The 20,592-nt window shown below is 28.4% G+C and carries 18 protein-coding genes and 2 pseudogenes; 16 read left to right on the forward strand and 4 right to left on the reverse strand.

Going from position 1 to position 20,592, the window contains the following annotated elements; all coding sequences use genetic code 11:
* Positions 1–4: 4 nt before the first annotated feature.
* Positions 5–319, forward strand: coding sequence for a hypothetical protein (locus ANHYDRO_RS10730; protein ID WP_004814683.1), 315 nt, complete (start codon positions 5–7; stop codon positions 317–319).
* On the opposite strand, the pseudogene ymfI reads toward ANHYDRO_RS10730, so the two are convergent.
* A pseudogene (ymfI, locus tag ANHYDRO_RS06365) lies at positions 300–1,029 on the reverse strand (elongation factor P 5-aminopentanone reductase). The gene ANHYDRO_RS10730 and the pseudogene ymfI sit on opposite strands and share 20 nt — an antisense overlap.
* A 52-nt stretch (positions 1,030–1,081) precedes the next feature.
* Between ymfI and ANHYDRO_RS06370 the strand changes: the two are divergent.
* Positions 1,082–1,921: an aldo/keto reductase gene (locus tag ANHYDRO_RS06370; protein WP_004814688.1), complete on the forward strand. Its 840-nt coding sequence runs from the start codon at positions 1,082–1,084 to the stop codon at positions 1,919–1,921.
* A gap of 63 nt (positions 1,922–1,984) precedes the next feature.
* Here the strand turns inward: ANHYDRO_RS06370 and pdxS are convergent, their stop codons facing one another.
* Positions 1,985–2,836 (reverse strand): pyridoxal 5'-phosphate synthase lyase subunit PdxS, encoded by an 852-nt coding sequence (gene pdxS / locus ANHYDRO_RS06375; RefSeq protein ID WP_004814690.1) that lies wholly within the window; start codon positions 2,834–2,836, stop codon positions 1,985–1,987.
* Positions 2,837–2,926: 90 nt separating this feature from the next.
* Between pdxS and pdxR the strand changes: the two genes are divergently transcribed.
* The 4 genes from pdxR to ANHYDRO_RS06395 all read left to right on the forward strand — a co-directional run bounded on the left by pdxR (position 2,927) and on the right by ANHYDRO_RS06395 (position 9,386).
* Positions 2,927–4,306 carry a MocR-like pyridoxine biosynthesis transcription factor PdxR gene (gene pdxR, locus ANHYDRO_RS06380; RefSeq protein WP_004814692.1) on the forward strand — a complete coding sequence of 460 codons (1,380 nt, stop codon included), beginning with the start codon at positions 2,927–2,929 and terminating at the stop codon, positions 4,304–4,306.
* Positions 4,307–4,425: 119 nt separating this feature from the next.
* Positions 4,426–5,016, forward strand: a complete 591-nt coding sequence (locus tag ANHYDRO_RS06385; RefSeq protein WP_004814694.1) for a TetR/AcrR family transcriptional regulator — start codon at positions 4,426–4,428, stop codon at positions 5,014–5,016.
* A complete protein-coding gene (locus ANHYDRO_RS06390; RefSeq protein WP_004814696.1) occupies positions 5,016–7,070 on the forward strand; it encodes an efflux RND transporter permease subunit in 2,055 nt (684 codons plus the stop codon). Before ANHYDRO_RS06385 ends, ANHYDRO_RS06390 begins: the two co-directional genes overlap by 1 nt.
* A gap of 9 nt (positions 7,071–7,079) precedes the next feature.
* Positions 7,080–9,386, forward strand: a complete 2,307-nt coding sequence (locus tag ANHYDRO_RS06395; RefSeq protein WP_004814698.1) for an Mce/MlaD family protein — start codon at positions 7,080–7,082, stop codon at positions 9,384–9,386.
* A 121-nt stretch (positions 9,387–9,507) separates the two neighbouring features.
* Here ANHYDRO_RS06395 and gltA read toward each other — a convergent pair whose 3' ends face one another.
* The gene (gene gltA / locus ANHYDRO_RS06400) at positions 9,508–10,899 is read right to left on the reverse strand and encodes an NADPH-dependent glutamate synthase (RefSeq protein WP_004814700.1); all 1,392 of its coding nucleotides are present in this window, start codon (positions 10,897–10,899) and stop codon (positions 9,508–9,510) included.
* Positions 10,886–11,728, reverse strand: coding sequence for a sulfide/dihydroorotate dehydrogenase-like FAD/NAD-binding protein (locus tag ANHYDRO_RS06405; RefSeq protein WP_039914272.1), 843 nt, complete (start codon positions 11,726–11,728; stop codon positions 10,886–10,888). The genes gltA and ANHYDRO_RS06405 overlap by 14 nt, the downstream gene beginning before the upstream one ends.
* Positions 11,729–11,838: 110 nt before the next feature.
* Here ANHYDRO_RS06405 and ANHYDRO_RS06410 point away from each other — a divergent pair.
* The 10 genes and pseudogenes from ANHYDRO_RS06410 (at position 11,839) to ANHYDRO_RS06450 (ending at position 20,589) form a co-directional block, all read left to right on the forward strand.
* Positions 11,839–13,607, forward strand: a pseudogene (locus ANHYDRO_RS06410) (ABC transporter ATP-binding protein).
* A 50-nt stretch (positions 13,608–13,657) separates the two neighbouring features.
* Positions 13,658–14,020 (forward strand): hypothetical protein, encoded by a 363-nt coding sequence (locus ANHYDRO_RS10740; RefSeq protein WP_244261659.1) that lies wholly within the window; start codon positions 13,658–13,660, stop codon positions 14,018–14,020.
* Positions 14,021–14,097: 77 nt separating this feature from the next.
* Positions 14,098–14,421: a J domain-containing protein gene (locus ANHYDRO_RS10745; protein WP_004814713.1), complete on the forward strand. Its 324-nt coding sequence runs from the start codon at positions 14,098–14,100 to the stop codon at positions 14,419–14,421.
* A 68-nt stretch (positions 14,422–14,489) separates the two neighbouring features.
* Positions 14,490–15,260 (forward strand): threonine/serine exporter family protein, encoded by a 771-nt coding sequence (locus ANHYDRO_RS06420; protein ID WP_004814715.1) that lies wholly within the window; start codon positions 14,490–14,492, stop codon positions 15,258–15,260.
* A gap of 9 nt (positions 15,261–15,269) precedes the next feature.
* Positions 15,270–15,746: a threonine/serine exporter family protein gene (locus tag ANHYDRO_RS06425; RefSeq protein WP_004814717.1), complete on the forward strand. Its 477-nt coding sequence runs from the start codon at positions 15,270–15,272 to the stop codon at positions 15,744–15,746.
* A complete protein-coding gene (gene msrA / locus ANHYDRO_RS06430) occupies positions 15,743–16,231 on the forward strand; it encodes a peptide-methionine (S)-S-oxide reductase MsrA (protein WP_039914274.1) in 489 nt (162 codons plus the stop codon). Before ANHYDRO_RS06425 ends, msrA begins: the two co-directional genes overlap by 4 nt.
* Positions 16,232–16,380: 149 nt before the next feature.
* Positions 16,381–18,612 (forward strand): hypothetical protein, encoded by a 2,232-nt coding sequence (locus ANHYDRO_RS06435; RefSeq protein WP_039914276.1) that lies wholly within the window; start codon positions 16,381–16,383, stop codon positions 18,610–18,612.
* A 214-nt stretch (positions 18,613–18,826) separates the two neighbouring features.
* A complete protein-coding gene (locus tag ANHYDRO_RS06440) occupies positions 18,827–19,258 on the forward strand; it encodes a hypothetical protein (protein WP_004814724.1) in 432 nt (143 codons plus the stop codon).
* Positions 19,259–19,266: 8 nt separating this feature from the next.
* Entirely contained in the window at positions 19,267–19,488 is a 222-nt protein-coding gene (locus ANHYDRO_RS06445) for a YdbC family protein (RefSeq protein WP_004814725.1), read from the forward strand.
* Between the two features lie 42 nt (positions 19,489–19,530).
* Positions 19,531–20,589 (forward strand): cysteine desulfurase family protein, encoded by a 1,059-nt coding sequence (locus tag ANHYDRO_RS06450; RefSeq protein WP_004814728.1) that lies wholly within the window; start codon positions 19,531–19,533, stop codon positions 20,587–20,589.
* Positions 20,590–20,592 lie beyond the last annotated feature (3 nt).

The raw sequence follows: 20,592 nt of genomic DNA on the forward strand, positions 1-20,592 counted from the left end.
TATTTTGGGATTTTTTAATTCAAATCTAATTAAGGACATAAGAGAAAAATCGCCTCTTATAAGAAAAGAGGAGTCATTTTTAAGAAAAATCGACAATTTTTATGTTAATGGTCAGATTGATATAATGTTTGAATTTGAAGATCATATAATTTTAATGGATTTTAAAACAGATTCATATAAGAGAGAAGGATTTTACGATAAACAATTAGAAATTTACAAGGACTCCATAGAAGAAGCCCTTGGAAAAAAAGTTTCAAAATCATATATTTATTGGTACAATTTTAAAGAATTTGAACAAGTTAATAAAAACCACCATTAATATCAAAAATTGATCCTGTAATATAAGATCCCTTATCAGATATTAAAAACTCAACAAGATTTGCAATTTCTTCGGATTTTGCAAATCTTTTTTCAATTAAGTCTTCTTTTAAGGATTTTTTGTCATCTTCAGTTAAATCAAGTTTGGTCATATCTGTATCTACAATTCCAGGAGAAATTGCATTTACCCTAATATTTGATGGTAAGAGCTCTTTTGAAAGGGCTTTTGTAAAAGAATTAATTCCCCCCTTACTCGCAGAATAGGCAACTTCAAAACTTGATCCAAAGTTTCCCCAAATAGATGACATATTTATTATTACACCAGATTTTTGACTTAGCATATTTGGAATTGCTCTTTTTGAAGTTAGAAATATTGATGATAAATTTGTATTTATGATCTCATTCCAAGAAGAAAAATCCATATCTTGAAGAAGACCAAAATATGAAATTCCTGCGTTATTTATCAAAATATCTACATGAGAAAAATTTTTTTTCAGCAAGGTCAAATAAATTATTGACATCTTCTTCATTTTTTACATCACATTTAACAGCAATTACATTTGGATTTTCTTTTCTTAAGTCACCTAATAAATTTAAAGCCTTATCCTTATTTTTATTATAGGTTAAAACCAAATTATAGGATTTATTTAATTTTTTTGCTATGGCCTCACCAATTCCTCTTGATGAGCCTGTTATTAATACAGTTTTCATAGGATGATTATAACATAAATTTAGGGGTAGAAAAATAAAACAGGAGGTAGGTATGAAATATTTTAAATTAAATGATGGCAATAAAATTCCAGTCCTAGGACTTGGGACTTATAAAATAACAAATAGAGAAGATATTGCAAAAACCATAGAAGCAGCCTTAGAAAATGGTTATGAATATATAGATACAGCAAAACTTTATGAAAATGAAGATATGATTGGAGCTGAGCTTAAAAATTCTGGTAAAAAAAGAGACCAGTATCAACTTGCTACAAAAGTTTGGCCAAGTGATTTTGGCTATGATAAAACAAAGAAATCATTGGATGAGTCTTTAGAAAAATTACAAACAGATTATTTAGATGTAGTTTTACTTCACTGGTTTGGAAAGGATTTTGATAAGTCTTGGAAAGTTTTTGAAGATTATAAAAGACAAGGGATAGTAAAAACAATTGGAGTTTCAAATTTTGAACTTTCTCAACTAAAAAAACTTTTAGAAATTGGAGAAAAACCTGCAATCGACCAATTAGAATCAAGTCCACATTTTCAAAATGACGATACTGTAAAATTTTTAAAAGAAAATAATATAATCCACCAAGCTTGGTCACCAATTGCTAGGGGTAGAAGTGAGTTACTGGAAGAATTTGTAATAAAAAAACTTGCTAATAAATATAATAAAACTCCTGCCCAAATAGTTTTGCGTTGGCATGTTGAAAGAGGAACAATGCCAATTCCAAAATCAACCAATCCAGAAAGAATAAAGGAAAATATAAATATTTTTGATTTTTCACTTGATGATGAGGATATGAAGGCTATAAAATCGATTGACCTTAAAAAAAGGTATTCATCAGATCCTGAAGATGAAAAATGGTTAAAAGATTTATTAAAAAGAGTATAAAGAAAAATTCTGCAAATTAATTTGCAGAATTTTTTATATGGGGCAATTGTTTGATTTTTATTTTTACCTATTTTCAAAAATTTCTTTAATTTCGTCTTCGTTGATTCCAACCATAGCCTCTCCAAGATCTTTTGAAACTTCAAGAATCACATCTGGATTGTCATAATTTGCTACGGCTTTTACTATTGCATTTGCTCTTTTTTCAGGATTTCCTGATTTAAATATTCCACTTCCAACAAATACACCATAAGCTCCAAGTTGCATCATCAAAGCAGCATCAGCAGGAGTTGCAACTCCGCCTGCAGAAAGATTTGCAACAGGAAGTTTTTTATTATCTCTAACATATTTTAAAAGATCAACATCAACTGCCAAATCTTTTGCATAAGAAAAAATTTCATCATCAGTTAAAACAGAAATTCTTTGGATTTCCCTGTTAATTTCTCTCATATGTCTTACAGCTTGAACAACATTTCCAGTTCCAGCTTCACCCTTTGTCCTAATCATAGAAGCACCTTCAGAAATTCTTCTCAAAGCTTCAGAAATATTTCTTGCTCCACAAACAAATGGAGTTTTAAATTTCTTTTTATCAATATGGTTAAAATCATCAGCAACTGTTAAAACCTCAGATTCGTCAATATAATCAACGCCTAAGGATTCAAGAATTTGTGCTTCAACAAAATGACCAATTCTTACCTTTGCCATTACAGGAATTTTAACAGCTTTCATAATCTCTTCAATCATCTTAGGATCGCTCATTCTAGAAACACCACCAGCAGCCCTAATATCTGCAGGAACTCTTTCAAGAGCCATAACTGCACTTGCACCAGCAGCCTCAGCAATTTTAGCTTGCTCAACGTTCATAACATCCATGATAACCTTTTTTTCAAATTTTAAATTTATATCTTTATCTGGCATTTTTTTACTCCTTAATATTTCTTTTGATTTAATTATATGCTAAACTGTAACTAATAAAAGTAACAAAAAATAAAAAAATGAGGGGTACAGATGTATTTAAACTTACCAAAAAACAAAAAATTTTTATATGATAAGATTTATGAAATTATAAAAAATAAAATAATAAAAGGTGAAATTAAAGAAGGGGAAAAACTTCCATCAATCAGAAATTTATCCAAGGATATAAATGTATCCATTAATACAATAAAAAAAGTTTACTATAAGCTTGAAGAAGAAGGCTATATTTATGTGAAGGATAAGAGTGGGTTTTATTGCAGGAAAATAGATGATTTGATAATTTTAGATAAGAAAAATATAGAAGAAAAAATAGATATCAGTCAAGAAATTAAATATGATTTTTCAATAAGTGGGGTAGATTATGAAAATTTCCCCTATAAAATCATGCAAAAATATATGAGAGAATCCATTGATAAAAATGACATAAAGATCTTGGATAAGGGATCTTATAAGGGATATGAACCTTTAAGAAATGCTATAAAAATTTATTTGAAAAATTCAAGAAATATAAAAACAAATTCAAGAAATATAATTATTTCTTCATCAACCGAACATTTATTTTCAATTATAAAAAATCTTTTAACAGACCAAACCCTTTTCGCATTTGAAAATCCTGGATACGCCTTTGGAAATAAATTCTATACTTATGATTTAAAAAACCCCATCCCCTTAGAACTTGATAATGAGGGAGTAAAAATTGATAAACTTGCTGATTTGAATGCACTTTGTCTTTTTGTGACCCCTTTTCACCAATTTCCGATGGGTACAGTTATGTCGATTCAGAGAAGAATAGAATTATTAAACTGGGCTTCTCTTTCTAAAGATAGGTATATTATCGAAGATGATTACGATAGTGAATTTAAATTTAGGGGATATCCTACAGAAAGTCTAAAGGCCATGGATAAAAATTCTGATGTAATTTATTTTGGAAACTTTTCAAAATTATTAGCTCCTTCATTAAGAATATCTTATATGGTTTTGCCAGATGCCTTGTTAGAAAAATACGAGAGAAATTTTAAGGGCCTATCAAATACAGTATCAACTTTTGTACAAAAAGCCTTGGCGAATTTTATTAAAAGTGGAGAATTTGAAAAACATATAAATAGGATGAAAAATATTTATTTTAAAAAGTTCAATTTTATAGTTCAAAAATTAGAAGAAATTGAAGAAATTTCTTTTCCTGAAAGAATAGATTCTTTGCATTTACTTATAAAAATTGATAAGTCAGTGGATATTGTAAAATTCAATGAATTATTAAAGGAAAAATCTTTAAGATTAATTAATTTAAATAGATTTCTTTATAAAAAAAATGGAAAGGAAAATTATTTTATATTAGGCTTTGCAAATTTAAGCCGTGATGAAATAGGTCAAGGAGTTGATTTAATAAAGGAGGCTATAGAGAAATCTAAATAAAATTAATAAAAATAAAAAAAATAGTTGAACATTGTTCATAAAACTTGTATCATATAAATGTAGCAAAAAATGAACTGTGTTCATTTTGTATTTAAGTAGGATAAGGAGAAATTTTTTATATGAGTGATGTGGGAAATAAAGAAGAGAAAATTATGGATTCAGCTATAAAAATATTTAAAGAAAAGGGAGCTGATAAAACTTCAATTAGGGATATTATGACTGAGGCTGGATTCGGTTTAGGTACATTTTATTTGTATTATACAGACAAGAAGGATTTAAAAGAAAAAATGGTTTTAAATATTGCAACCGAAATTATTTTAAATGCTGAAAAAGTTTGTGTACAAAAAGATCCTATAGAAAGATATATTTCATTTGTTGATTACATAATTGATTATCTAATAGCCCATCCTTTTGAACTAGATCTTTTAAGTAAAAATATAACCTGGACACTTTATACAAAAATTGAAAATGATTATGGGCTTAGCGAAGCTGATTCGACTTTGAAATTTATTTTAAATAAATACGATAATTTATTTTTAGAAAGCCACACAGAATCTCAAAAACTTTATATACTTTCTCTCACCCTAGAAATCATGATGTCTACTTGTAAGAGTGCTGTTTTAAAGGATTCAGTTTTATCAATTGATGAAATGAAACCAGTTTTATTTGCTATTATTAGAAAAATTTTTAATAGAACAGGAGATAAGTAATGAAAAGAATAAGCAAGTTTATTTCTCACCATCCCAGACTTGTTTTATTAATAATGACTATATTATTAATACCTTCTTGGTTTGGATATAAGGCTACGGGAGTAAATTATGATATCTTGTCATATTTACCAGCTGACTTAGAATCAACCCAGGGACAAGAAATTCTTGATAAAGATTTCAAAAATGCTGCCACGGGCATGCTACTTTTGAAAGGTGATGATCATGATGCTGATAAACTTAAAAATGAAATTTTAAAAATTGATGGGGTAGAGGATGTTATTTCAAAAACATCAATTCTTGGCGATAGTATTCCAAATGAATTTTTGCCAGATGAAATAAGAGATGTTTTTTATTCTAAAGATTGTACCTTGTTGATGGTAAAATTTGCTGAAAGTTCTTCATCTTTTAGGACTATGAAAGCCATAGAAAATATTAAAAAAATAGAATCAAAAGAGAAATTTTTAAGTGGAATTAGTTCACTTGTAAAAGATACAAAAGATTTAATTGACCAAGAAACACCAATCTATGTCTTATTGGCAGTTGTTTTGGCCCTTGTAATCTTATCTCTTACAAATGAATCTACTATAATACCATTTTTATTTATTTTAAATATTGGCTATGCAATTTTATATAATTTTGGTACAAATTTATTTTTAGGAGAAATTTCCTATATAACAAAAGCTATTGCAGCTGTTTTGCAATTGGCAGTAACTACAGATTATTCTATATTCTTATATCACAGATATGTAGAAGAGAAGAAAAATAATGAAGATAAAAATGATGCCATGGATATAGCTATACAAAAAACTGTATCCTCAATATTTGCATCATCATTTACAACTTTTGCAGGCTTTATTGTACTAATCCTAATGCGTTTAGGACTTGGAAAAGATATAGGTCTTGTAATGAGTAAGGGTGTTTTGTTGGGGTTAATTTCTACAGTTGTGGTTTTACCACCAATGATTTTAATAGCAGAAAAATTGGTTGCAAGATTTAACCATAAAATATTTTTGCCTTCATTTGATAAAACATCAAATTTTGTATTAAATCATAAAAATGGATTATTTATTGCCTTTTTAATTTTATTTATACCTGCAATTTACGGGGCAAGAAATACAAATCTTTATTACAATCTCGATAGGTCCTTGCCACAAGACTTAGACTCAATAGTTGCCTTAAATAAGATGAAAAAAGATTTTAATATGGCATCAACTCACTTTGTAGTAGTAGATGAAGATTTGAGCAAAAATAATATAAGTTCACTTATAGATGAAATAAAAGAAGTGGATGGAGTAAATAATGTTTTGTCTGCAAACTCAATAACAGGTTTGACCATACCAGATTCAGTTTTACCTGATAAATTAAAAGATAATTTTGTCAAAAACGGCTATCAAATGATTATGATAAATTCAAAATATCAAACAGCATCTGATAAGGTAAATAAACAAGTTGATAAGATAAATAAAATTGTAAAAAAACATGATAAAAATGGATACTTAACTGGAGAAGCAGTTTTGACAAAAGATTTAACTGTTTTATCAGATAGGGATTTTAAAATGGTAAATATAGCTTCAATTATTATAGTTTTTATAATTATTGCTGTAGTATTTAAGTCATTTGCTATTCCAGTAGTTTTGATTTCTGTAATCGAACTTGCTATTCAAATAAATATGGGAATTCCATTTTATCTAGGTCAAACTATTCCATTCGTAACATCAATAATTATAGGAGTAGTTCAATTAGGTTCAACAATAGATTATTCAATTCTTATGATGGATAGATTTTTAGTAGAATATAAAGAAACCAAAGATGTAGATGAGGCATTAAAATTGACTGTAAAGGAAACATCTAAATCAATTGTTACATCTGCCTTATCATTTATGGCAGCAACTGTAGGTGTAGGATTATATTCAAAAATGGAAATAGTTTCAACAATTTGTATGCTATTGGCAAGAGGGGCAATAATAAGTATGCTTTCAATAATATTATTCCTTCCAGCTGTTATAAAAATTGCATTTCCATTTATTAAGAAAACAACAAAGGGATTAAATTAGGAGGAAGATATGAAAAATAAATTAATGAAAGGTTTCTCACTAGTTCTTGCAAGTTCATTATTAATGACAAATGTTGCTTATGCACAAGATTCAAGTGTAAGAAAAAATGAAACAATATATGTTACAAAAGAAGCTAATAAAATAAAAGATAAGACAGGTTCCATTTGGATAAATTCTGATAATGATATAAAAATTAAAGATAAAACAAGTTTAAAGAATATTAAAAATTTAAAAACAGATAAGAAGGTAAATTTAGAAAACGGCTATATTAACTGGAATGAAGATAGTAAGGATATTTATTACCAAGGAGACTCAAAAGAAGATTTACCAGTTGACATTAATGTAAAATATTTTTTAGATGGAAAAGAAATGACCTTTGATAAATTAAAGGGTAAGTCTGGCCATTTAAAAATTAAAATTGAAGCTGTTAATAATACAAAAACAAAGGCAAATATAAATGGAGAAGAAAGAGAAATATATTCACCATACCTTGCCCTTACAGAAATTAATTTTAATTCAGAAAAGGTGAAAAATCTTACAACAGATAGTGGAAAACTTGTAAAAGATGGAAAAAATGAAATTATTGCAGCTGTTTTAACACCAGGACTAAGAGAAAATTTTGATGGAATTATTGAAGGGGATAAATTAGATAATTTCAAAGATAAAGTTGAAATGGAAATGGATGTTACAGATTACGAACCAACAGAAATATATGCTCTTATAAGTAATGAATTCTTCCAAGAAGAAGGAAAACTTGATTCTTTAGACCAATTAAAAAATGGTGTAAATGAATTAGAAGAAAATGCAGCAAAACTAGTTGATGGTTCAAATCAGTTAGATCAAGGAAGTAAAAAATTAAATGATGGAATAGGAAAATTAAATGAAGGAGCAGGTAAGCTATCCCAAGGTTCAAGTAAAATTGTTAGCTCCTTTGACCAATTAGCAAATGGATTTTCAACTTTGCCAGGAAAGATACAAACTATTAACTCAGCTGTAAATCAACTAAATAATGGTGGATCAAAATTATACTCAGGAGTAAATCAATATACAGGAGCTGTTGGAGAAATAAATAAAAATATGGCCCTTTTAAACCAAGGAGCAGAAAGTTTAAACAATGGTGCAAGTGAAATTGATTCATCACTTGAAAAATTAAATAAGGGTACAAGCTCATTAAGAAATACCTTAAAGCAAAGTTCAAATAATAATGATTTAAGCGTTCTTACTGAATCAATGGGACAATTATCAAGTGGTCTTGATGAATTATCAAATGGAATTAGCCCACTTGCAGAAAGCATTAATCAAATAAATGGTGGATATATAAAAATTGAAGAATCTTCAAAAACTTTAAGTCAAGGAATAAATAATTTAAATCAAAGTGCTCAAAATCTACCAGGTCTTGATTCTAGTGCCCAAAATATAAATGCACAAGTAGGTGCAATTGACCAAGTTATAGCAAACTTACAAGCAAAAAATGAAGATGGATCTCTTTCATCAGAAATTGAAAATTTAAATGCTATAAAACAAGGCTTAAGCATAGAATCACAATCCTTAAGTGTAAATAGCCAAGCAAATCTTTCTATAAAAGAAGGACTTGGACAACTAGCAGGCGGATCAGAAGAATTAACTTCATCAATTAATAAAGCAAATAGTGGACTAGGACAAGTAAGTTCAAAATTAAATGATTCTAAAGAAAAAGTCCAAACATCATCAGCAAAGCTTTCACAAGCTAGCAAAAAAATCAGTTCTTCTTTATCAAATAGTAATATTAAAAAATTAGAAGAATCAGTAATAATGATAGATGATGCTACTGGTAAAATTAAGGCAGGATCTGAAAAATTAAAAGAAGGCGCCCAAAGAAACCAAGTAGGGGTAAATAAACTTTCTGGTGCAATTAATCAACTAGACTCTAATTCAGGAGAATTACTAAATGGTTCAGCTTCTCTTTCTAGCGGATTAAACCAATTCCAAGAAAGATCCAAATCCCTTTCACAACTTGCAAATATAAATGAAACAGCAATAAATCCAATGGCAAATGGATTAAAACAATTAGATAATGGAATAAACAAATTAAGTAATTCTACAGGCCAATTAAAAAATGGAAGCGATCAATATGTATCATCATTTGAAAAATTCAAAAAAGGTCTAAGTGATTATAAGACAAAGGGAATAGATAAGCTTGCAAATAAATCTGGAGATTTAACTGAGATTAGTGAAATTCTAGATCAAATGTCAAAAATAGCAAAAGAAAACAAAGCAATAACAGGAACAAGCGATGATTTTGAAACATCATCTAGAATAATTGAAAAAATCAAATAGAAAATAAAAAATCCGATTTATAGATTAAAAATAATCTTCGAATCGGATTTATTTTTTAAAAGTTTTTATTAAATTAAAAAAATGTACCAACCTAATTTTAGATTGGTACAATATATTTTTTCTATTTAGCCTTATTTTTTATATATTTATCAATATTTTTAGCAGCTTTTTTACCAGCTCCCATAGCAAGAATAACAGTTGCAGCACCACTTACTGCATCTCCTCCTGCAAAAACTCCATCCTTACTTGTCATAGTAGAATCATCAATTATAATTCCACCCCAAGATTCAGTATTAATATCATCATTTGTTTGTTTTATTAATGGGTTAGGAGATTGACCAATTGAAACTATTACAGAATCAAAATCAACTTCTTCATATTTTCCAGTAGGAATTGGACGTCTTCTTCCAGATTTATCTTCATCTCCTAATTCCATTACTTCTAATTTAACTTTTTTAACCCAACCATTTTCTCCTTCAATTTCAACAGGATTATGGAGGTTCATAAAGTTAATTCCCTCTTCTTTTGCGTGGTGGCTTTCCTCAACTCTTGCTGGCATTTCTTCAAAACTTCTTCTATAAACAACAGTTACATCAGCACCCATTCTTTTAGCAGATCTTGCAGCATCCATTGCCACGTTTCCGCCACCAACTACACAAACTTTTTTACCAATATGTACCGGAGTATCATATTCTGGGAATTTGTATGCCTTCATTAGGTTCATTCTTGTCAAAAATTCATTTGCAGAATAAACTCCATTTAAATTTTCCCCTTCAATTCCCAAAAATTTTGGAAGACCAGCACCTGTTGAAACATAAACTGCCTCAAAACCCTCATCAAATAATTCGTTAATTGATTTTGTTCTTCCTATAATTGTATTTCTTTGAAGTTTTACACCAAGACCAATTACATTTTTTAATTCTTTTTGAACCAAAGTTTTTGGAAGCCTAAATTCTGGAATTCCATACATCAAAACTCCACCAGCAGTGTGGAAAGCTTCAAACATAACTACTTGATAGCCTAATTTTGCAAGATCAGCTGCGCAAGAAAGTCCAGAAGGACCAGATCCAACAACTGCAACTTTTTTATTTTGTCCTGTAACTTCAACTGGTTTATTATAGGATTTGTTCATGTGATAATCTGCAACAAATCTTTCAAGACGACCTATTCCAACAGGCTCGCCATTTCTTCCTCTTGTACAAACTCCCTCACATTGGCTTTCTTGTGGACAAACTCTTCCACAAATTGCAGGGAGGTTATTTGTTGATGAAATAATTTCGTAAGCCTTATCCAAATCTCCTTCAACAACTTGGTGAATAAATTCTGGAATTCTTACAGAAACAGGACATCCTCCCATACAAGGTTTATTTTTACATTGAACACATCTTAGGGCTTCTTCTTGAGCCATTTCTAAATCATAGCCTAAGGCTACTTCTTTAAAATTTTTGTTTCTAACATTTGGATCTTGTTCAGGCATAACTACCTTTTCTTTACTTAAATTAAATTTTGCCATTTCTTATATCTCCTGTTAGTCTACAAATATGTTCTCTTTCTTCTTGTTGATAATTTCTACCCCTGTTCATAGCCTCATCAAAATCCACTTTAAAAGCATCGAAATCTGGGCCATCAACACAGGCAAATTTCATTTGACCACCTACTGTTACCCTACAACAACCACACATTCCTGTTCCATCAACCATAATTGAGTTTAAAGAAACTATAGTAGGTATGTCATATTCTTTTGTAACAAGGGCAGTATTTTTCATCATAATCATTGGACCAATTGCTAAAACAAGATCATATTTTTTTCCATTTTCAATATTTTCTTTTAAAACTTCAGTAACAAAACCTTGTTTTCCATAAGATCCATCATCTGTTGTAATATATAAATTATCTGAAGAATTTTTTAATTCATCTTCAAGAATTATTATGTCTTTATTTTTAAATCCCATTATTACATCTGTATGAGCTCCGATTTTATGTAAATATTTTGCTTGAGGATAGGCAATAGCTGTTCCTAGACCTCCTCCAATTACACAAACATTTTTTCCCTTATATTGGTCAAGTTCTGTTGGTTGTCCCAAAGGACCAACAAAATCTAAAAATCCATCTCCTGCTTTTAATTCATTCATCCTAATAGTTGTTCCACCAACTATTTGCACTATGATAGTTACGTTTTCATCATCAGTTTCAGAAATTGTAAAAGGAACTCTTTCGCCCTTTTCATCAATTCTTAAAATAATAAATTGACCAGGCTTTGCTCTTTTTGCAATATCTGGAGATTTAACAACAAATTTAATGGTTGAATCATTAAGATTTGTTTTTTCAATTATTCTTGCCATATATCCTCCTAATTGTTTCCACATTAATATTTTAACAAGTACAGATAAAAAATCAAGTGAATAAGTTTTAATTAATAGTAAAATACTATAGTATGAGAAAAGGAGGAAAAATGGAAAAAAGAACTTATTCTGATAAAGAATTAATTAAAAAATTTATTCCTTATTATAAGGATTACAAAAATATTTTGGCTATTGATTTGTTTTCTGCATTTTTAACAACTGTTTGTGAATTGATATTACCAATTATTTTATCTACACTTACAGATCATGCATCAAACTCTAGCTTAACTTATTCAATTATTTTAAAGCTAACTTTAATTTATGCTTTAACAAAATTAATTGAGGTTGCAGGAAGATATTTTATGCAATCTTATGGCCACATTATGGGAGCCCATATTGAAAAGGATATGAGACGTGATATTTTCAAACACTTTTTGACAATGTCAACAGCATTTTTCAATGAAACAAAAATTGGCCAACTAATGAGTAGGATGACTACAGATTTGTTTGACATTACAGAATTTTCCCATCATTGTCCGGAAGAATTTTTTATAGGTTTTATAAAACTTACAATTTCTTTTGTAGTTTTGATGACTATAAATGTTCCTTTAACCCTAGTTTTATATATTATTATTCCTGTAATGGTATATGCTGCAAGAGTTAAAAGAAGAGCTTTTTCAAGATCAGTTAAAAGTGAAAAAAGACAAATTGGTGAAATTAATGCAAGTATAGAAGATTCTCTTTTGGGAATTGATGTAGTTAAATCATTTGCCAATGAAGATTTGGAAAAAGAAAATTTAAAAAGGGTAATGATAAGTTTGTAGATATCAAAAAAGTAAAATATTATAATATGGCGTCCTACAATATGATTAACCAATTATTTGCAGGGAGTATGTATGCTATTTTGATAGTTATGGGTGGAAATTTTGTAATAAAAAATATAATGAGCCCAGGAGATCTTGTTGCCTTTGTTTTATATTTAAATACAATTATTGCAACTGTTAATAGGCTTGTAGAATTTACCGACCAATATCAAAAAGGAATTACAGGAATCGAGAGATTTAATGAAGTAATTAATATGAAATCAGATATTTTTGATAAAAATGATGCCAGAGAGCTTAAAGATGTTAAGGGAAAAATTTCCTTCGACCATGCTTATTTTAAATATCCTGACCAAGCAGAAGAAGATCCATGGATTTTGGAAGATATTAATTTTGATATTGATATTGGAGAAAATGTAGCCCTTGTTGGTCCATCAGGAGCAGGAAAAACTACTGTTACAAAATTAATTCCTAGATTTTATGAAACAAATAAGGGAAGAATTCTAATTGACGATAAGGACATTAATGATTTAACCCTAAATTCTTTGAGAAATAATATTGGTATTGTCCAACAAGATGTTTATTTGTTCGGTGGAACTATTAGGGAAAATATTTTGTATGGTAAGGAAGATGCCAGTGATGAGGAAATAATAAGGGCAAGTAAGCTTGCAGGAGCCTATGATTTTATTATGGAATTATCAAATGGTTTTGATACCTATATTGGAGAAAGAGGAGTTAAACTTTCTGGAGGTCAAAAACAAAGAATTTCTATAGCAAGGGTATTTTTGAAAAATCCACCAATATTAATTTTGGATGAGGCAACTTCTTCTTTGGATAATACAAGTGAAGCTATTGTCCAAGATTCTTTGGAAAAATTATCAAAAGGAAGAACAACTTTAACTATTGCTCACAGGCTTTCTACAATTATTAATGCTGATTCAATTATAGTTTTGACAGATGAGGGAATTGTAGAAAGAGGATCTCACAAAGAATTACTAGATAAAAAAGGAATTTATTATAAACTATATAATTCTAATAATGAAGAGCTTTTTGGTTAGTAGACAGACAAAAATAACTTGGGTATAATCATCATAGATTGGAGAAAAAAGTGAAAAAAATATTTGGAAAATTTATCCACGGACTGGCAAGCATATTAAATTCAATATTTAATTTTTTAATAAATATTTTAAATGCTATTGTTACAGTCTTTGAAGGTTTAAGCCAAGTTATAATGTTGGTTGGATGTTCTTTTATATTTGTATTGCCAATATTTTTTATAGCAATACCGCCAAGACTTTTAACTATATTTTTAATAATTGCTGTAGTTCCATTTTTAGGAAAATCATTTATTTCTTTATTAAGATATGGAAATTACACCTTGATAGAATGGATGTATGATAAGGCAGATACTTTGATATCTGGACAAAGTAAAGGCTATGATAACTTATCAGACTATGCAAAAAAAATATAGGCTAGACCAAGAAAGAGAAAGAAGAAGACAAGCTGAAGAAGAAAGACAAAGAAGACAAGAGGAAATGAATCAAAGATTTGAAGAATTTTTTTCAAGGATTTAATTTTTCAGGATTTGATTTTGACCAAGGAAATTTTAATGGGGGATATAATACAGGATACCAAAATGGTGGTTTTGTAAATGATCTTGGCTTTAAGGAAAAATATCAAAAAGCCTGTGATACTTTGGGAGTTTCTTATACAAGTGACCAATATGAGATAAAACTTGCCTATAGAAAACTTGCCAAAAAATTTCACCCAGACATAAGTACAGATCCAAATGCCACAGAAAAATTTCAAAAAATAAATGATGCTTATGACTTTCTATCTTCTGAAAATATAAATAAATATAAAAATATGTAAATTTTTTCTTAAGGTAACTTTCCTTCAATTTTGGAAAGTTACTTTTGTATTTAAAAAGGAATTTATTGATGAAGTATAACGAAGATGATATAAATAAATTATTAGAAATAACATCAAGAGCAGGAGCCATGATGTTAAAAAACGGAGCTGAAATTTATAGGGTTGAAGATACTGTAGAAAGAATCATTAGATCAATTTATAATGCTAGCGACATAGATGTTTTTGCCACCTTCAATGCTATGATGTATTCTTTTAATGTTGATGGAAAAACCTATGCCAACGTTAAAAGAGTAAAAAACAGGGGAAATAATTTAATAATTGTAGATAGGGTAAATTCTTTTTCAAGAAGATTTTGTAATCACGAATTGACCTTAGATGAGGCTCTGATAGAGCTTGATAAGATTAGAAAAACTACAAAAATAGATCCTAAAGTTACAATAATTGGTGCAGTTCTTGCATCAACTGCCTTTCCAATTTTGGTAAATCCCAAAGCACCGATTTTTTTAGATTTACCCATAACCCTTATAGTTTCTTTTTTAACTTTTCTTATATTTAGAAGGGTAGAAGAAAAAATGTTTGGATATTTCATAGAAAATTTTGTAGCTGGAATAATGGTATCATTTTTGACTATAATTATTGGAAAATTTGTTGGTGGTTTTAATATGGCTAATGTAATAATTTCATCAATGATGCCCTATGTACCAGGATTTATTTTGACAAATTCTATAAGAGATTTGATGAGTGGAGATGCAACTAGTGGGCTTGTTGGTCTTACTATGTCTTTATTTATTTCCTTAGCCCTTGCAATTGGCGTTGCTGTACCTATGACTTTTTTATAAGGAGGATATATGCACTTACTATTAGGATTTATATTTTCATATATTTCAGCTCTTGGCTTTGCTATGTTATTTTCTTGCCCAAAAAGTTCTATAAAATTATCTTCTCTTGCAGGAGCGATAGGATTTCTTATATATCAAATTGTTGGAGATATATTAGGAGGAGGAGTTTTCTTAAAGGCCTTGGCAGGAGCCTATATAACAGGAATTATGGGAGAAATTTTTGCAAGAAAATGCCACATGCCAGCCATTTTATTTATAGTACCTGGAATAATAAATCTCGTACCAGGAAAGGGAATATATAATACTTTGTATTACTTTGTAGATGGTAAAAAATCTTTAGCCTTTATAAACTTATTTGACACCTTGGCTGTTGCATCAGCAATCTCATTTGGAATATTACTAGCATCAGCCTTATCAAAATCATTAAGAAAGTTTAAATTTAGAAAACCAAGTAAAAGATATGATTGGAGAAAAAAGAAAAAATGAAAAAAATATACCTAGCAGGAGGATGTTTTTGGGGAGTAGAAGCATATTTTAAAGATATAGAGGGAGTAGAATCGACCCTTGTTGGATATGCAAACGGAAATACAAAAGATACATCCTATGAAAATTTATATAAAACAAATCACGCAGAAACTGTAGAGATAAAATATGATGGAAAAGAAGAATCTTTAAAAAGAATTTTAGAATATTTTTACTATATTATCGACCCATTTTCAATAAACAAACAAGGAAATGATGTGGGAAGTCAATATAGAAGTGGGATATTCTCAAATGATAAAAAAGATTTGGAATTTTCTAGAAAATTTTTAGATCAAAAACAAAAAAATGAAGATAGAAAAATACAAATAAAGGTAGAAAAATTAGAAAATTTCGTAAAAGCAGAAGATTACCATCAAGATTATTTAGAAAAAAATCCAAATGGTTATTGCCATATCAATTTATTAGATAAACCAAACCTAGTTAAATAAAAAATTATTAAAATATAGTAAAAAAATAGTATTATAACTTAATTTATTAAATAGTATTATAACTTAATTTATTTAAGTATTATAATACTATTTTTTATTTAACAATATTTGATATACTTAACATTAATATAAGTAACATGGAGGTTGAAATGGAAAATAATAAAATGAAGGTAAATAAATCTTTAATATTGGCTATAGCTGTTTGCTCACTTATATTGCCATCTTCATCACATGCTGAAGAAGATAATTTAGGACTTAAAGGTGATAACATAAAAAATGCACCTATTGTCGAACCAATTAAAAATAATTTAAATACTAAAAAGCATGATTTTGCTAATATGGCAAAAGAAACTGAAAACGCAGTAAATGAAACTAATACAGAAATTAATAATACAAAAACAAAAGAAGAACAAATTACAGAAATTGACAATAAAGTTAATGATTTAACTGAAGAAAAAAATAATTTAGAAAATAAAATTGAAGAAGATAAAACTGAGGTTAAATTAAAAGAAGAAAATAATAAAATTTTAGAAGAAAAATTGCAAAATGCAACTACTAAAATGAATGAACTTGATACTAAAAGACAAGAAATTGTTAGTGATAAAAATGCAACTGAAAAAGATATAGAAAAAGCTAATAAAGAATATGAAGAATTAAAAGCTAAATATGAAAAAGCTAAAAATGATGTTTCTAAATTCACTGAACAAGATAAGGCTAGGTTAAAAGAATTAGAAAAAGATTATAAAGAAGAGAAAAAATCTGGCTTAAGATTTTTTGAAAAAAATGGTGATGAAGCTACTAAAAATGAAATTAAAAATGCAAGCGAAAAAGATTCTGGATTTACAGATCAAAATGGTAAAAAACAATCACAATTAGAAATGGCAACTGAATTAGATGAAGAATATTCAGCCTTTGGTATTGATAATATGATTACAGCAGCCGAAACTTTAGTTCAAGTAAATAAAGATAGAGAAAAAGCTGGACTTCCAAAATTAAATACTTCTCACTATATGCAATTTTTAGCTGGCCTTAAAGTTGAAGGAGACAGAAGAGTAAACACACATTATAAACAAATATTTGCTGGACTTGAGAATTTAGCATGGTCAGACGCCGCAGATGGTTTTAAGAAATCTGACATATCTGAAGGTATTACTTCTGATAGTTTTTATCTATGGTTTTATAATGAAAAAGATAAGGTAATAAATGCAGCTAAAAAAATTGACCCTAATGCAAAATTAAAAACAAATAAAGAGGTTTATGAATTTGTTAAAGCTCATAAAAAAGAATTAAATAAACATTTAAATATTAATGATTATGGACATTTTCAAAATTTAATGAATTCTGCAGATTACTATAATCAAGGTATGGCATTTGCTAAATCTTCCGCAGAATTGAGAAATAAAATGGGAGATTTTGCTGGTAAATACAATAATATATTAAATAATGCATTCATGGGCAAGGGTTGGGGCGCTTTTGCTGATCCAGAAGATGCTGAATTAATGGGCTTATCAGTAGTTGAAAATATTATGACTCCAGAAGAATTATTAGAACAACTTAAATCATTTAAAGAAACTGATGCTCAATTAAAGAACGAGTATGAAGCTCTATCTAAAAAGGCTATTAGTGGAGATAATTCTGCTTTAGTTAATGCTCTGGCTGAACAATTAAAAGCTTCACAAGAAAAAATGGCAAAATTACAAGAAAAATTGCAAGAAGCAACTACTAATTTAGAACAAGCAACTAATGAATTAGGAGCCACTACTCATGAAAGAGGACAATTAGCTGTAAATATAGCAAAAACAAATTCTGAAATTAATGATTTAAAAGAAGAAATTAATACTAGCATTGAAAAAGTTAATGATATTAAAAAACAAATTAATGATTTAAACGATAAAAAAGCAAAAATTCAAGGAACTGAAGAACCAGGAGAAAAAGACCCAGAAGAAAAACCAGGCTCAGAAGAACAAGGTGAAAAAGACCCAGAAGAAAAACCAGGCTCAGAAGAACAAGGAGAAAAAGACCCAGAAGAAAAACCAGGCTCAGAAGAGCCAGGTGAAAAAGATCCAGAAGAAAAATCAGGAAAAAAAGATCCAACAAAAGATCAAAAACCTAGTGAGCCAGATAAAAATAAAGGCTTAAACAAAGAAGAAGATACACAAAATAATGAAAAAGATAAGAAATCAGAAATAAAGGATAAAAAGAAAAATCCTACTGAAAATAAATCAGAAAGTTTAAATCAAAAAAATAATCCTGTTATTATAAAAAAATATTCAAATAATGTAAAAACAGGAGTACCTTCACTTGGTGCAGTTTTGACTTTGTTAAACTTTTCGACATTTGCTTTATTTAAAAGTAAAAAAGAAAATAAAAAAGATATTTAAATTCTAATTTAATATAAAAATAAAATAAGATTTAAAAATTTCTCTATGCTTACTACAATCCAAAAATCGATTAATATGATTGCATAGAGAAATTTTTTTGAAAAAAATTCAAATAAATAAATTCAAAATGATAAAATTGATTTTTTAAAACTTTATAATACAATCCTTGTAGAGTAAATTATTCTATGATATTATACTCAAAGGAGAGGATAATATGGGACTTATTGATGAAAAAAATTTAACTAAAAATCAAAAAAATTTAATGGATTTAAAAATTCGTTTAATTAAGGCTGAGTTTGAATTGAATTTTTATTTAACAGGATATGAAAATTTAAGCCAAATTTATAATGATAAAAATAAGCTTAATAGGATTTTTATGGATTCTTATATTTCATTGATGGACCATAATCCTTATGATTTTATAGAAAAAATTGATAGGTTCAATGATTTGAGCTTATCTTATAAAACTGATGATATTAAAATTAAAAATCTTTTGAAAAGTTTGGATGATATTAAAAATCTTGATGACGAAGAAATTATAAAACAAAAGGGTAGAATAAAAAGAAGGATTAGAAAAATGGAGTTGGCAACTAGTGAAATTGAGAATGTTTTGCTTAGTTCTTTGCCAAGAAATTATTATAGTTAGGAGTTTTTATGGCGATTAAATTTGATATAATAGAAAATTTAGGTGTTCTTTCAACAAATGCCAAGGGATGGACAAAGGAATTAAACCTTGTTTCTTGGAATGAAAGAGAACCAAAATATGACTTGAGAGATTGGAATGAAGATCATACTAGAATGAGTAAGGGAATTACTTTTACTAAGGAAGAAGCAGAAGTTTTAAAAGAAGTTTTAAAAGAAGAATTTGACGACTAAGACCTAAATTTTTAGGTCTTTTATAAATTGTAAGGAAGTTTTATGATATATTTTGATTATGCAGCTACATCCATAAAAAGAAAAGAAATTTTAAAAGATATTTTTGATAATATGGAAAATTTTGATGGAAATCCTGATTCTTTACATGCCTTGGGAAGGTATGGCAAAAAAGTTTTGGAAGATTCTAGGGTAGAAATTGCAAAATCTATTAATGCAAAGCCAGACAATATAATTTTTACAGCATCTGCAAGCGAGGCAAATAATACAATTTTGTCAAATTTTAAGGATGATCTTGTTATTACTTCAAAAATAGAACATGATTCTATTTTAAATACTGTAAATAAGGATAAGACAATTTTTCTTAGTGTTGATAAGGATGGATTTTTTTCTCTTGATGAATTGAAAGAAAAACTTACAGATGAGGTAAAATTGGTTTCTTTGATGTTTGTAAATAATGAAATAGGAGCAATCGAGCCTGTCTATGAGATTGGTGAATTTTTAAAAGACAAGGATGTATTTTTTCATGTAGATTGCGTTCAAGCCTATTCTCATATTGATATTGATGTAGAAAAACTTCATTGCAATTCACTTTCCCTTTCAGGCCATAAAATTGGTGGGATAAATTCTTTTGGTGTTCTTTATTGCAATAAAAAAATAGAACCCTTTATAAAAGGTGGGGAGCAAGAAAAAGATAGGCGAGCTGGAACTTCCTTTACAATGGGGGCCTATTCTATGGCAAAAGCCTTCCCAAAAGCATATAGTGAAAGAGAAAAAATTAAAGAATTAAAATCTTATTTTGTAGAAAAATTAAAAGAATCAAATTTCTTATATGAAATAAATGGAAGTTTGGAAAATTCAACTGACCATATATTAAATTTATATTTTCCAAAAGTTAAAAATGAACTTCTTCTTACATATTTAGATATGAATGGAATTTGCATTTCTGTAGGATCTGCTTGTAGGGCAGGAAGCGTTGAGGCAAGTAATGTTATAAAAAATATGTATGATGAGGACAGGGCGAGACATTCTGTAAGATTTTCTTTTGGTTTTACTAATACAAAAAAAGATATTGATTATACATTTGAAGTTTTAAAAAATTAAGGG

The sequence above is a fragment of the Anaerococcus hydrogenalis DSM 7454 genome (assembly GCF_000173355.1).
In the GTDB taxonomy this organism is placed as follows: domain Bacteria; phylum Bacillota; class Clostridia; order Tissierellales; family Peptoniphilaceae; genus Anaerococcus; species Anaerococcus hydrogenalis.